Source organism: Paenibacillus illinoisensis NBRC 15959 (genome assembly GCF_004000925.1).
GTDB lineage: Bacteria > Bacillota > Bacilli > Paenibacillales > Paenibacillaceae > Paenibacillus > Paenibacillus illinoisensis.
The window spans coordinates 21,670-36,656 of sequence record NZ_BIME01000002.1; the positions used below are offsets into that span (position 1 = coordinate 21,670).

12 protein-coding genes are annotated in these 14,987 nt (G+C 45.3%); 11 read left to right on the forward strand and 1 reads right to left on the reverse strand.

Annotation, left to right across the window (positions count from 1 at the left end):
* The 3 genes from PIL01S_RS05580 to PIL01S_RS05590 all read left to right on the forward strand — a co-directional run bounded on the left by PIL01S_RS05580 (nt 1) and on the right by PIL01S_RS05590 (nt 4,114).
* A complete protein-coding gene (locus PIL01S_RS05580) occupies nt 1-1,917 on the forward strand; it encodes a beta-glucoside-specific PTS transporter subunit IIABC (protein WP_127536653.1) in 1,917 nt (638 codons plus the stop codon).
* A 30-nt stretch (nt 1,918-1,947) separates the two neighbouring features.
* A complete protein-coding gene (locus PIL01S_RS05585) occupies nt 1,948-3,411 on the forward strand; it encodes a glycoside hydrolase family 1 protein (RefSeq protein ID WP_127536654.1) in 1,464 nt (487 codons plus the stop codon).
* A gap of 136 nt (nt 3,412-3,547) precedes the next feature.
* The gene (locus PIL01S_RS05590) at nt 3,548-4,114 is read left to right on the forward strand and encodes a 5' nucleotidase, NT5C type (RefSeq protein ID WP_127536655.1); all 567 of its coding nucleotides are present in this window, start codon (nt 3,548-3,550) and stop codon (nt 4,112-4,114) included.
* A gap of 29 nt (nt 4,115-4,143) precedes the next feature.
* Here the strand turns inward: PIL01S_RS05590 and PIL01S_RS05595 are convergent, their stop codons facing one another.
* A complete protein-coding gene (locus tag PIL01S_RS05595) occupies nt 4,144-5,013 on the reverse strand; it encodes a helix-turn-helix domain-containing protein (protein ID WP_127536656.1) in 870 nt (289 codons plus the stop codon).
* 136 nt (nt 5,014-5,149) lie between these two features.
* Here PIL01S_RS05595 and PIL01S_RS05600 point away from each other — a divergent pair, with 136 nt between their 5' ends.
* From PIL01S_RS05600 to PIL01S_RS05635, 8 genes are all read left to right on the forward strand, one after another.
* Complete coding sequence (locus PIL01S_RS05600) at nt 5,150-7,846, forward strand: alpha-L-rhamnosidase (RefSeq protein ID WP_127536657.1); 2,697 nt, start codon at nt 5,150-5,152, stop codon at nt 7,844-7,846.
* A gap of 111 nt (nt 7,847-7,957) precedes the next feature.
* The gene (locus tag PIL01S_RS05605; protein WP_127536658.1) at nt 7,958-8,497 is read left to right on the forward strand and encodes a GNAT family N-acetyltransferase; all 540 of its coding nucleotides are present in this window, start codon (nt 7,958-7,960) and stop codon (nt 8,495-8,497) included.
* Between the two features lie 133 nt (nt 8,498-8,630).
* Nucleotides 8,631-9,719 carry an acyltransferase gene (locus tag PIL01S_RS05610; RefSeq protein WP_127536659.1) on the forward strand — a complete coding sequence of 363 codons (1,089 nt, stop codon included), beginning with the start codon at nt 8,631-8,633 and terminating at the stop codon, nt 9,717-9,719.
* Nucleotides 9,720-9,874: 155 nt separating this feature from the next.
* Nucleotides 9,875-10,435: a DEAD/DEAH box helicase family protein gene (locus tag PIL01S_RS05615; RefSeq protein WP_127536660.1), complete on the forward strand. Its 561-nt coding sequence runs from the start codon at nt 9,875-9,877 to the stop codon at nt 10,433-10,435.
* Between the two features lie 45 nt (nt 10,436-10,480).
* Nucleotides 10,481-11,119: a pyridoxamine 5'-phosphate oxidase family protein gene (locus tag PIL01S_RS05620; protein ID WP_174818669.1), complete on the forward strand. Its 639-nt coding sequence runs from the start codon at nt 10,481-10,483 to the stop codon at nt 11,117-11,119.
* A gap of 30 nt (nt 11,120-11,149) precedes the next feature.
* On the forward strand, nt 11,150-11,455 hold the full coding sequence (locus tag PIL01S_RS05625) for a hypothetical protein (RefSeq protein ID WP_127536661.1): 306 nt from the start codon (nt 11,150-11,152) through the stop codon (nt 11,453-11,455).
* Between the two features lie 383 nt (nt 11,456-11,838).
* Complete coding sequence (licT, locus tag PIL01S_RS05630; protein ID WP_127537188.1) at nt 11,839-12,678, forward strand: BglG family transcription antiterminator LicT; 840 nt, start codon at nt 11,839-11,841, stop codon at nt 12,676-12,678.
* A 355-nt stretch (nt 12,679-13,033) separates the two neighbouring features.
* Entirely contained in the window at nt 13,034-14,956 is a 1,923-nt protein-coding gene (locus tag PIL01S_RS05635; protein ID WP_127536662.1) for a beta-glucoside-specific PTS transporter subunit IIABC, read from the forward strand.
* Nucleotides 14,957-14,987 lie beyond the last annotated feature (31 nt).

A 14,987-nucleotide genomic window follows, 5' to 3' on the forward strand; every position in this document is an offset into this window, starting at 1 on the left:
ATGAACCATCAGGAAACGGCACAGGAAATTATCAAAGCCGTTGGGGGCACAAATAATATCAACTCGGTGTACCACTGTATTACCCGTCTTCGCTTTGAATTGAAAGACAATGACAAAGTGGATAACGGTACACTCAAGAAGCTGGACAAGGTCATGGGGACCAACATTTCCGGCGACCAGTTCCAGGTCATTATTGGTAATGATGTACCAAAAGTGTTTGATGCGATGGTCAAAGAACATCCAGCACTGCAGCAGAGCCCGGAAAAGAAAGAGACCAAGTCGGATAACAAAAAAAATGTAATTCTTAAAATATTTGAAACGATTGCAGGCGTATTTGCACCCATGCTGCCAGCGATCACCGCTGCAGGTATGCTCAAAGGTTTGCTTGCCCTGTTTGTATCTCTCGGCTGGATGTCAGCAGGTACGGACACCTATCGTATTCTCTCAGCCATCGGTGATGGTGTATTCCATTACCTGCCACTGCTGATTGCAGTCAGCGCTGCCCGCAAGTTCGGCAGTAATCCGTTTGTTGCGATTGCATTAGGTACGGCGTTGATGTATCCGGATATGAGCACACTGCTCTCCAGCGGCGAATCCGTTGCTTTTATCGGCATCCCGGTAACGGCAGTAAGCTATGCATCATCGGTTATCCCGATCTTGCTGGCCGTATGGCTCATGTCCTATGTTGAGAAGTGGGTTGACCGCGTAATTCCGGCCGCTTTGAAGCTGCTGCTTGTTCCGTTGATTACTTTGCTTGTTATGGTTCCGGTTACGCTGATCGCGATCGGTCCATTGGGTACATTCGTAGGTAATGGATTGTCCGGCGGTATTAACTGGCTGCTGAATGAAGGCGGATTGGTTGCAGGTATCGTGCTTGGCGGTGCAATGGCGCTGATTATTATGACAGGAATGCACTATGCACTTGTTCCGATTATCCTGAGTAACATTGCTACACTGGGCTTTGATAAATTCTTGCCGCTGACGTATATCTCCAATATGGGTCAAGCCGGTGCAACTCTCGGCGTATTTTTCCGGGCAAAAGACAAAAAGCTCAAAACCGTTGCATTATCGACCAGCTTTACAGCCCTCATGGGTGTAACTGAACCGGCAATGTACGGGGTAAACATGAAATACAAAAAGCCATTTGCTGCAGCCATGATCGGTAGTGCTGTAGGTGGCGGATTCGCACTGGCCTTTGGAGCCAAAGCTTATGTACTTGCGGGTAACGGCGGACTTCCTGGACTGCCTTCCCTGATTGGACAAACGTTCTGGTATTCCCTGATTGGTATGATTCTTGCTTTCGTGGTAGGTGCGATTATGTCCACGGTATTTGGAATTAAGGAAGAAGAAGGAGACGCAGAAGCGCTCGCTCAATTCTCCCCTGGTGCTTCTTCTACGCCAGCAGCAGCGCCTTCCAATGAGGCAGCAGTGAACGTGGATGATATGGGTGCACCAACACCAACAAGTGATGCGACAGCTGTAGCCCCGATGACAGGAAAAGCAATTCCGCTGAAAGAAGTCAATGATCCAACGTTTGGCGATGAATTAATGGGTAAAGGTGTTGCGTTTGTTCCAAGCGTGGGCGAGCTTGTATCTCCAGTTACAGGAACGGTTATGAATGTGTTCAAAACAAAACATGCAATCGTTGTTCGCAGTGATAACGGCATGGAACTTCTGATCCATGTAGGGATCAATACGGTCAAACTGCGCGGACAATACTTCGAATCCCATGTTGCTGCCGGAACTCGTGTCCAGGCCGGGGACAAGCTGCTTTCCTTCGAACTCGATCAAATTGCAAAAGAATATGACATTACAACGGCCATGGTTGTTACGAACACAGCTGATTACAAAGACATTCAGCCAGTAAATTTGGGTGAGATCACGATGGGTCAAGAGGTATTGAAAGCCCAAATTTAATCTTAATCAACGAGAAGAGGAGAGATACGCATGATTAATCGACAAGGATTTCCGGAAGGCTTTCTGTGGGGCGGCGCTATTGCCGCCAATCAGGCTGAAGGTGGATTCGATGCAGGTGGCAAAGGCTGGTCCACGGCGGACATGGTTCCTTATTTTGAGAAAAAAGACTACACCAATCTAAGAGAGCTCATGCATGTGACGACTGCAACCGTTGAGAAAGCGATGTCCCACCATAGTGCGGAGGGTTATCCGAAACGCTACGGCATTGATTTTTATCACCGCTTCAAAGAGGATATTGCGCTATTCGCTGAGCTTGGTTTCAAGACATTTCGTCTATCAATCAACTGGCCGCGTATTTTCCCGAACGGTTATGATGCGGAACCTAATGAAGAAGGACTGCGCTTCTATGACCAAGTATTCGATGAACTGCGCAAGCACAACATTGAACCACTCGTAACACTTTCTCATTATGAAATGCCAATGGCACTGGTACTGAAGTATAACGGCTGGGCTGGCCGGGAAGTGATTGGCCATTTCTTGAGATACGCCGAAACGGTGATGACCCGTTATAAGGACAAAGTGAAATATTGGCTGACGTTTAATGAAATCAACACAACCATCATCGAGCCGTTTACAGGTGGAGGCATTATCGAAGACCGTGTGGATAACGTGATGCAGGCTTCGTATCAGGCACTTCATCACCAATTTGTTGCCAGCAGTCTGGTTACGGAAAAAGCACGTCAAATTAATCCGGAGTTTCGGATTGGCTGCATGCTCGCTCGCATGATTCACTATCCGGCCACTTCGAAACCGGAAGATGTGTTACAGGCACAGATTGATAACCAACTGAATCTGCTGCATACCGATGTGCAGGTTCGCGGAAGTTACCCAACCTTCATGGCACGTTACTGGGCTGAGCATGGGATCTCCATTGTCATGGAATCAGGCGATGAAGAGCTGTTGAAAAAGCACACAGTCGATTTCATCTCATTCAGTTATTACACTTCTCTGGTATCTGCCGTAAATCCTGAGGAATATGGAGTGACCGGTGGCAATCTGTACAGCACGATCAAGAACCCGAATCTGGAGCGTACAGAATGGGGCTGGCAGCTTGACCCAATCGGTCTTCGCGTAGTGCTCAAGGAGCTGTATGACCGCTATCAATTACCGTTATTCGTTGTGGAGAACGGATTAGGTGCCAAGGATACAGTTGAGGCTGACGGTTCCATTAACGATGATTACCGGATTGACTACCTGAGAAAACATATTACGCAAATGAAGGAAGCCGTTATGGATGGTGTGGACCTCATGGGTTACACAAACTGGGGAGCGATCGACATCATCAGTGCATCCACCTCCGAGATGTCCAAGCGTTATGGCGTAATCTACGTCGATCAGGACGATAACGGACAAGGTACATTGAACCGTTATAAGAAAAAAAGCTTTGGCTGGTATCAAAAAGTCATTGCTTCCAACGGTGAAGATTTGGCTTAATTCATAATGGCAGCCCCAGGCGCAGCAGATGAGCGGCGCAGGGGGCGGCTTTTTTTTACCCATAGAGGAGATGGTAAAAAGAATAGCTTCATGACACCCGGGGTGATATACTGTGTTCGTACGGGGGAGGGATAACATGAAGAAACCAATTATTGCTGTAGACATGGATGATACGATCTGTCATCTGGTCCGGCGAGCCATTTACCACAACAACATCAACTTCCCGACCCATCCGCTGCGTTATGAGGATATGACTCATTGGGATACGTCTCACTTGCGTCATCCGGAGAGTACTCATGATGTTTTTTATGGTCGGCCGGGACTATTCGAGGAATTGGAGCTGTATGACGAGTACGTTGTGGATGAAATGCAGAAGCTGAATGAAGCTTATGATGTTATTATTGTAACGGCAGCAGACCCGAAGACCGTGGTGGAAAAGTGGAACTGGCTTCAGCGCCATATGCCCTTTATCACGCCGGAGCAGTTTATCACATGCAAACGGAAAAATTTGATTAACTTTGACTTGTTAATTGATGACGGAGCACATAATTTGATTCCTGCCTGGAAAGAGGGGAAAAAAGTCATTTGCATTCCGCATCCATGGAATGGGAGTGAACGGGAACAATATCCGTTTCCCTTGATGTCCAGTTGGAAAGGTGCCAAAGCGTACATAGATGATTTGTTTGAGACTGCAAGTGGCTAGTCAAAGTACCAAAAGGAAGGTCCAGGACTTCAGGTTCTGGACTTTTTGCGGTATGTCAGCGGAGTTTCCCCTGTAATTCGTTTGAAAACGGCGTAGAATGTATCTACATCACGGTAGCCGACAAGCTCAGCGATGAGGCTAACTTTATGCTGTGAATTCTTCAGGAGTTCACGGCTTTTTTGTATGCGCAGGTGCTGGAGGTAAGAGCTGAACGTCTGGCCCGTATAGCTCAAGAACATGCGACCAATTTGCTTTTCGCTCCAACCTGATCGGTGAGATAGATCACTCATGCGAATGCGCATGCTAAGATGCTGATCCAGATATTGAAGAATGTATTCAAAATCGGAAGATGGCCTTTGTTCACCGTGCCTTTTCTGATGAAGCTGTCTGTAGGTCGTTACGATAAGCTGGCAAACGAGGGTGTACAGCATGGTGGAAGATCCGATTCCCGCAACCGAAGTTTCGTGGTAGAGCTTCAACATCAATTCTTCAATCTGACGATTCTGATCACCAATGGATATATAAGAGACCTCATTGTTGGCCAAATCGATCAGGTGGCTTCGAATGTCCTCTTCCTGAATGGTGAGGGACAGTTTATGTATCAGCTCGGTATGGAACAGACAGTTATATATGATGAGCGGATGCTCTGAGACATTGGAGGATGATGGACGAAATACATGGGGAACACCGACCGGGATGACAAAGAGCATGCCTTTTTGAACCGGGACAATGTCCTGATCAATGTGATGGAAACCTGCGCCTTCCGCAACATAACTGTATTCCAAGAAATCATGGGCATGGAAAGGGAGGTTGAAGTCCTCGGTACATCTATTAACAAAGAGCTGCAGTTCGGAGTTGAAGAAGAGTTCACTTTTTAACAGGTGCACAGAAGAGTTCATGTCTTCACCTCCTTATGGTTATGGCCGAATTACCGGGTTAAACAGTCCTCATTACCGGGTATTTCCTTGAGCGGGATCAGTATAATTATAGCGTAAGCCTGTGTTGGAAACCACGATGGAAAGGAATGTTTATCCTATGTTGACCATCAATCATCTTCGTTGCGAGTATAAAGTAAATCCGATTGGACTGGATGTAAAATCACCCCGATTAAGCTGGCAATTGCAGTCGGACCAGCGAAACTGTGTTCAATCCGCCTATCAAATTCAATTGTCTCTAACGGATGGCCATGAACAGACTGAATGGGATTCCGGGAAAGTAATCTCCGATCAGTCCATTCATGTGGAACTGGCTGGTTGGGAGCCTCAGGCACGAACCCGGTATTATTATCGCATTCGTGTCTGGGACACTGCTGAAGAGCAATCTGCCTGGTCAGCAGCAGCGTTCTTCGAGATGGGACTGATGGACAGCAAGAATGCTTGGCAGGCTGATTGGATTACGTCAAGACCCGAAGATGAGCATGATACGGCCTGTCCTCGCCTACGTACGACTTTCGAACTGAAACAAGAGGTAACTCGTGCAAGAATATATGTAACAGCTCTTGGACTCTATGAATTGCACCTGAATAACAAGAGAGTGGGTCAGGATTATTTTACGCCTGGATGGACCAGTTATGGTAAGCGGTTGCAATACCAGGTGTATGATGTCACTGATCTTCTTCAAGCAGGTGGGAATATTCTGGGTGCATACCTTGGTGACGGTTGGTATAAAGGTCATTTGGGATGGAATAAAGAAAAGAGGATATTCGGAGATCAAGCAGCTTTACTGCTGGAACTCCATATTCACTACGCGGATGGAACGGTAGAAACCCTTCTGTCTAATGGAGACTGGAAGACGGCGAGCAGTGCCATCCGTATGTCGGATATCTACATGGGGGAGACATACGATGCGCGCTTGGAGACAGATTGGACAGATAACACTTCAAACCGTTGGTCAACTGTAGAAGTACTGGAATATACCAAGGATATTATCGTTGCTCAGGAGAATGTACCTGTTACCAAGGTGCAGGAGCTCGAACCTATCGCCTTGATCACAACACCACAGGGAGACCGCGTGCTGGACATGGGGCAAAATATGGTGGGATGGGTGAAATTCAACATCGAGGGTAAACAAGGGCATACCGTTGAGTTAAGACACGCTGAAATTTTGGATCATGAGGGTAATTTTTATACCGAGAATCTGCGCGGAGCAGCGCAGTCTATTCGATATACCTTAAAAGGTGAGGGGGTTGAGTCATATGAACCCCATTTCACATTTCAGGGATTCCGTTATGTTAAGCTCATTGGATTCGCGGAATCCATAAATCTTGATGACTTTAAGGGAGTGGTGATGCACTCCGAAATGGAGCGAACAAGTGATTTTCAATGCTCCAGCCCGCTTGTAAACCAGCTTCATCACAACATACTTTGGGGACAAAAGGGGAATTTTCTTGACGTACCGACAGACTGTCCACAGCGGGATGAACGTCTTGGTTGGACCGGCGACGCCCAGATGTTTATTCGGACAGCTTCATATCTAATGAACACGGGTCCCTTCTTCACGAAATGGCTGCGGGATCTTCAGGCAGATCAGGGCGAGGACGGCGGTATTCCCTTTTTCGTTCCGGATCTAAGAAGTTCAACTTCAGAGGGCTGGGGAGATACCAGTCATTCGTCGGCTGCTTGGGGCGATGCAGCGGTCATCTGTCCCTGGACCATTTACGAGATGTATGGGGATGTCAGATTGCTTGCCGAGCAATATGATAGCATGAAACGTTGGGTTCATTATATTTATGAGCAAGGTAACGATCCATACTTATGGAACACGGGATTTCACTTTGGGGACTGGCTTGGACTCGATTCCAAGCCGGACAGCTACATTGGTGCCACGGACAAGGACTTTGTGGCAACTGCGTTTTATGCCTATTCGGTCTCACTTGTGAGAAAGGCGGCCGCAGTTCTTGGGCAGGGCGAAGATGAAGCATACTATGCAAATTTGCATGAACATATTGTAACGGCCTTCCGTGAGGAATTTGTTACGCCTTCGGGGAAATTGGCGGTTCCTACACAAACAGCCCATGTTCTTGCCCTGCATTTTGAATTACTGGATTCCAAGGCAAGACAGCGGGCTATCGACCAACTGAGAAAACTGGTTACAGATGCAGGGAATCATCTGACAACCGGTTTTGTTGGAACGCCATACCTGAATCCGGTACTCAGCGAAACGGGGCATCATGATCTGGCTTACACGCTGCTCTTTCAGGAAGACTACCCGTCCTGGCTGTATCAGGTAACGAAAGGGGCGACGACCGTCTGGGAACATTGGGACGGAATAAAAGAAGATGGAAGCCTATGGAGTGCAGATATGAATTCATTCAACCATTATGCGTACGGTGCCATTGGAGAGTGGCTATACCGTTATGTTGCAGGCATTCGTTCCGGTGAGCAATCTCCGGGTTTCCATGTTGTGCATATTGAGCCGCAGCCTGGTCCGGGTCTGGATTGGGTGGAAGCAAGTCTTGATACAATGTATGGACGTGTGGGTTCAAACTGGTATCGCCGGGAACACAATGAGATGGAAGTGCACGTAACCATTCCCGCAAATGCAACTGGTACCGTTGTTTTGCCGGGTGCAAGCCTTCAGACAGTTATGGAGGGTGGCCTTCCTTTGCACAAGGTGCCTCATCTTCAGGGGGTTCAAACGAGAGAATCCCACGTGAAGATTGATTTGGGATCGGGAAGTTACCATTTCACATACAAGTGTGTGGAGGAATCGGAGCACGTAATCATAAAGTAATATAGATAGAGGAATATAAGAATTGTGAAAAAAGGAGCTGCATTAACGCAGGTCCTTCTTCATTTTTATTTAATGTAATTGTAGAATCAGGGAAAGGAGAGTGTACTTCGTATGACAAAAGAACAAGTCAGACTCGTTAGACCATCGATTGCGTATAAAGAAGCTTACATGGCATTTTATCAGGATTGGCTCCAAAGTGGAGAATTGATGGTACCTTGGGTTATTGCAAAAGATCCAAGTGATTTTGAAGGAATGATAGCCTCTCTTCATCGAAGTGAACAAGGAATTGACATTCCGGAAGGGTGGGTCAAGGATAGTACATACTGGCTTGTAACAGAGACCGGCAAGATGGTTGGTGCCGTAAATATCAGGCATGAGCTTACGGACAAACTTTTCAACAGTGGTGGACATATTGGATATGGAATTCGTCCAGATGAGCGTCAGAACCATTATGGTTCACAGATCCTTGAACTGAGCCTGGTTAAGGCTCGGGAGCTTGGAATTACCAAAGTGCTGGTTGTGTGCGACGCCCACAATATCGCTTCCAAAAAAGTCATTCTTCGTAATGGGGGAGTGCAGGATCAACATTATGTTGAGCCAGATGGTAACGTAGTGGAGCGATTCTGGATTGATAATGTCGAAAAATGTTGAATATGGGTGTGGATTGACGAAAATAATATGGATATCGATTGTATAACCCTCTCAGGCTGATTACAATGAAGTGTAGAATCTGGATTGCGGCCGGAAACTATCATCCTATATCAGTCATAAGTGAGGTTTTATCATGAATCAACCGGTTAATCGGCCCCGGCGAATTGAATATCTGGATCTGTTTCGGGCTATTGCCATCATGGCGGTGGTTGCCATCCATGCAACATCCACAGCAGTTACACATTACCCAACTCATTCGCAAGGCCATGATTTTTATTTTTTCTGGAACAGTATACTGCAATTTGCGGTGCCTGCGTTTCTGTTTTTGTCCTCCCTTGTCTTGTTCTACAATTATAGTGCCAGGGTGAAGGAAACAGGGTGGGTGTTCGGATTTTATAAAAAGCGTCTGCTCTATGTGTTTGTGCCTTATGTGATGTGGTCATTCATTTACTTTGCGGTCAAACAGCTGCTGGCACGTCATGATCCAATGTCTCATTTTACGTTTTTTCTTAAACAATTGCTCACAGGAACAGCCCATACGCACTTATACTTTTTTCTTATTATTCTTCAGTTTTATGCGGTATTTCCGTTACTGTTATCACTAACCCGGTTTCGTTTATTTAAGCGTTATCTGCCCTTATTCTTTGTTGCAGCTCAGGCTGTCTTTTTTGCGCTGCATCTTCAGTTTCACTTCGAACGAATGGGAAGTCTACTGCCGAGTTACCTGATCGTTATTGGATTTGGCGCGTGGATTGGCCTAAACTTTAATGTTTCTCTGGGGAAACTGCGTTCATACCGCTATGGCTTAATTTTGGCCTTTTTAAGCGGAGCTTTTATATTTGTATATGGCAGTGTCTACATAAAAACATCCTTAACTGCAATTCCAATCATGATGTATAGCTTGCTGTTTTTGTTCCGGAATTTGTTTACACTTTCTGCATGTTTGTTATTGTTGATGGGATGTGAACGAATGGCGGCAAAAAAGCGGGATCGAGCACATCGGATTCATCGTCTTTTCGACTCACTGGGTACAGTTGCTTTCGGAGTTTTCTTGATGCACCCATTAGTATTGTTATTCTGGAGACGGGAGTTCTCGGTGGAACTGGCCCGGCATTTTAGTCTTGGCATACTACTGTCATACGTCGTTGCCCTGCTGCTCTCTTGGTTGATAGCGATTGGATTACGGCGAATGAAATGGGGCTGGGCGCTGATTGGGCGATAAATTTGAATATTATTTTTAAAAATATGAATGAGATTCTAAGGCTCCTGATGAAAAAAGAGGGAACTTGAATCTCTTTTTTATTTGCTTTTAAAGAGGTATTATGGATGAATGTCCAGAAAATTCAAATCATTTATACCCAAATGAGGAGTGATGGGATGAAGTTTGTCATCATTTTTGGTCCACAAGCGGTCGGGAAGATGACTGTCGGCCAGGAACTAGAGAAGATCACGGATCTGAAGTTGTTTCATAATCACATGACCATTGAACTGGTAGCTCCCTATTTCAGTTATGGTACACCTCAAGGTAAACGACTGGTGAGTCTGTTTCGCCAGGAAATTTTTGAAGAAGTGGCGAAGAGCAATCTTCCCGGCTTGATCTTTACATACGTGTGGGCGTTTGATTCTAAAGAGGATGCAGAATATATCCGTAAAATCAGTGAGCTGTTCACTGCTCATGGCGGACAGGTGTGTTATGTCGAATTGGAGGCAGATATGCCTGAGCGATTGAAACGTAACCGGAGTCCTCACCGGCTGCTGCATAAGGCAACGAAGCGAAACGTAGAATGGTCCGAACAGGATTTGCTAGATAGCATGAACAAGCACCAACTGAATTCAGTCCCTGGAGAATTTACACATGAGCACTATATTCGAATCAATAACACACATAAAAGTCCTGAAGAGGTGGCAGAAGCCATCAAGAAAAGATTTGATCTATAGTCAGCTAATCACCAAGATATTTAGAAGGATAGAAAGGACGTGGTCATGTTGACCAACAACATATTTAAAGACATCATAGCGTCGGAGGACGTTCTTCGAGAGATCTGCGGTACACCGGGAGAATTGGTGAAGAATAAATCGATTGCCTATCTGGATGAGCATTGTCAGCAATTCATTGCCCGTTCTGGCCTGCTCTTTATGTCAACCAGTGATCGTTCTGGCTCTTGTGATGTATCTCCCCGAGGTGACGGAAAAGGATTCGTACACGTCGTCGATCAGCATCATCTGGTCATTCCTGAACGGCCGGGCAACCGACGTTTTGACTCGTTGCTAAACATTTTGTCCAATCCGCACATTGGATTGATTTTTGTTATTCCTGGACTTGAAGAGACACTGCGTATCAATGGCAGAGCGATGATTATTCGGGATATGGACATGATGACGCAAATGCAGGCGCAGGGCAAAACACCCAAACTAGGTATCGCTGTAACGGTAGAAGAGTGCTATATGCATTGTGGCAAAGCCTTTAAACGTTCGCACACATGGGAACCTGAGAACTGGCTCGTCAAGGAGGAATTACCCAAACCAGCACGTATTATCGCTGCGCATGCTAGCAAATTAGGTGTTACGGAGGACGATGTCGACCGTTCTATGCAAGAATCGTATGAGAAACGATTGTATTAATATTTACAAATTCTAAGGAGTTGAATCATTTTGTTTGTATTAGTCTTGATGATTGCAGGAGCCATTGTTAGTCTTTTGGTTCCGTACGGCACTGTCATCGTCATTGGCATTATACTTGGTCTTGTGGTGGATAATTATCGAAATACGTTGTATCTTCGTGAGGACATTCGTGCGATTAAAAATCATTTGGGGCTGATGAACAATAAGGAATCAAAAGAGTACGAATTCGATAAAGAGTTCAAGCAAGTGGATCAACTTAGTTCCGATGAGATGAGTGTGATTAACAAGAGGATTGAAGCTGAACTGGAGAAGGAAAATAGAAATAAGAAAAACTAGGCGTGCAAGTCTGTTACGTCATGCAATTTAATGCAAAAAAAGAGATAGTTCTCCTCGGGTCGGTAATACATGCCGCTTTCTCTCATTAACCATGAATGGTATGGAATACTGGCTATCTCAGACCAAAAATTAGATGAGTTTTGCTCTTCATTTTTGGGTGTATTCTACTAATTCCAGAGGAATTAATGCAAATGCTTCAAGAACATACGGGAGAGACTGAATAAAATAAAACAGATAGAACCAAATTAAATTTATTGTTGCACATTGTAGAAAATTGTAATACCATGAACGCACATATCGTAGATATTGAAGTTGAAAAGGGCAGGACCTATGACCTCGTTGAAGGTATGGCTTGTCTTTTTCTGTATATTGGGGTGGATAAAGTGAAAATCGAGAAGGTGCTGAACAATAATGCTGTAGTTGCCATTCAGGATGGGCGCGAAGTCATCGTCATTGGCCGAGGAATAGCTTTTCAGAAGCGGGCAGGTGATCGGGTCTCCGAGGAGCATATTGACAAGATCTTTACTTTGCAAAACGAAGATATCCAGGAAAATTTCAAAACATTAATCGCCAGCATACCGCTGGAATACATGAAAGTTTCCGAAGAGATCATCGCGTATGCCAAACTGAAATTGGGCAAAAAATTGAATGACAGCATCTATCTCCATCTTACAGATCATATCCATTTCGCCATTGAGCGATATCGCAACAACCTGCCTATACGAAATGGACTACTGTGGGAAACGAAACAGTTGTACAAGGATGAGTACGAAGTGGGACTCGAGGCCCTCAACATGATTTGTGATCAATTTGGTGTCCTGTTACCGGAAGATGAAGCCGGATTTATGGCATTGCATTTTGTAAATGCAGCACTTAACGAAGAAATGCCGAACATTCGAAGCATGACGCAGGTGATGCAAGAGGTGCTGACGATCATCAAGTACCATTTCAAAATGGATTTTGACGAGAACTCGCTGAACTATTACCGATTTGTGACACATCTGAAATTTTTCGCCCAGCGTTTGGTGAAAGGTAAGCACTATAAAAATAACAATGATGATGAATTGTTTGAACTGATCCAGAAGAAGTATCCCGAAGCGCACAAGTGCTCCGAAAAAATCAAAAAATTCATTGAAAATAACTACACGTATCAACTTACTAACGAGGAAATGATGTATCTGTCGATTCATATTGAACGCGTGGTGCACGCCACTTCAGAGTAGATCGATATAACCAAAATATTCCATTAAAAAAGCGCTTGCAAAAGATCAGAAGTTATACTATTATGAATCCATAAAGTAAGCGCATACAAAATCGGATTGTAACTGTTCAATCAGGCAATGCCGATCACTCCAGGTCAGTAGACTGGTTGCAACTTACTTTAAGATGAAGTTGTTGAAGTAACAACCGAATATCGCTGTGTACAGCCTTACAGGGTTGCAACCATTAAGGGCAAAACCTGAATTGCTGAATAACACGACTTGTTTCCGGATCATCCGGCACGTTGTGTATGTTCAGTAGTTCAGGTTTTCTTTGTTTCACAAGCATGGGGAGTCTACTTAGAGAGGGAGAATAACTATGAATTACGATCAACTGGCCAAAGACATCCTATCCCGTGTAGGTGGTTCTGGAAACGTGAACAGCGTTTTCCACTGTGTAACCAGATTACGTTTTAAACTGAAAAATGAAAGCGTTGCTAAAACAGAAGAGATTAAAAATCTGCCTGGCGTTATTACGGTTATGCAGAGTGGAGGCCAATATCAGGTAGTCATCGGCAATGAAGTGCCGGATGTATATAAAGCGATTGTGAAGGTGGGCAACTTGCCGACAGAAGGTCAGGTTGAAGAGAACAAGGACGAATCGGGGAAAAAAGTAGGGCTGTTCAGCCGATTTATCGATATGATCTCGGGAGTTTTCACTCCACTTCTCGGCTTGCTTGCTGCAACAGGGATGATCAAAGGGTTTACAGCCATGTTTCTATCCTTCGGCTGGTTGACGGACACATCCGGAACGTACCATTTGCTGAATGCAACAGGTGACTGTCTGTTCTACTTCTTCCCGGTATTCCTAGGTTATACGGCTATCAAGAAATTTGGCGGCTCACCGTTTCTGGGTATGGCCATCGGGGCTACACTGGTTTATCCTACGCTGTCCGGTTTGACTGCGGGAGATCCATTGTACACACTATTCGCGGGTACGTTGTTTGAATCACCGATTCATATTACATTCCTTGGTATTCCTGTGATCCTGATGAACTATTCATCGTCGGTTATTCCAATTATTATTGCTACATTCTTTGCCGTAAAAATCGAAAGATTCTTCAAAAATGTTATTCCTAAAGTGGTTAGCACATTCCTTGTTCCATTCTTTACGCTGCTTGTTATCGTTCCGGCAACGTTCCTTGTAATTGGTCCAGTATCCACTTGGGCTGGACAGTTGATCGGTGCAGGAGCAACCGGAATCTATGATCTGAGCCCACTTCTTACAGGACTTATCATTGGCGGCCTGTGGCAGGTGTTCGTACTGTTCGGTCTTCACTGGGGTCTAGTTCCAGTCATGCTTCTGAACCTCAGTACGTCCGGAGCGGATCCGGTGGTTGCCATGTCGTTCGCTGCTTCCTTTGCTCAGATTGGTGCGGTACTTGCCGTAATGTTGAGAACTAAAAATGCCAAACTGAAATCTTTGAGTATTCCTGCCTTCATCTCAGGCATCTTCGGTGTAACCGAGCCGGCAATCTATGGTGTGACCCTTCCACTGAAAAAACCGTTTATCATGAGCTGTATTGCAGGTGGTATTGGCGGCGCCATACTGGGATTCTTCGGTTCGAAAATGTACATGTTTGGTGGACTTGGCGTATTCGGTTATCCGACCTTCATTAACCCGGCCACAGGTGTTGATTCTTCATTCTACATGGCACTTGTTGCAACAGCCGTTGCGTTCATACTTGGTTTCGTTCTTACGTATGTCATTGGTTTCAAGGAAGCTGCTGCACCAGTACCAGCTCCGGCAGCTTCACCAGCACCTGCACTCGATCCCAATCCGAACAGCAAATACGAAATCTTCAGCCCAATGGCTGGCGAAGTTATTCAATTGAAGGAAATTAACGACATTACGTTTGCTGGTGAGCATATGGGTAAAGGCATTGCGATTCGACCAACAAGTGGCCGAGTGGTATCTCCAATCACAGGTGTTGTACAAACGGTTTACCGCACAAAGCATGCCATTGGACTTGTGACGGATGATGGTGTAGAGATGCTGATCCACATTGGACAAGATACGGTACAACTGAAAGGTCAACATTTCAATGCTCATGTGAAAGATGGTGACCGTGTCAACGTTGGAGATTTGATTATGGAGTTTGATCTGCAGGCCATCAAGGATGCCGGTTATGAGACGGTTACTCCCATTATTATTACGAATACTTCAAATTACCTGGATGTTGTGGGCACAGAGAATGCATCGGTGAACGAAAAAGACAAATTGCTGACGGTGCTTGGTTAAATCAAGTTACGATGAAGAGGAGGAGTGCTTT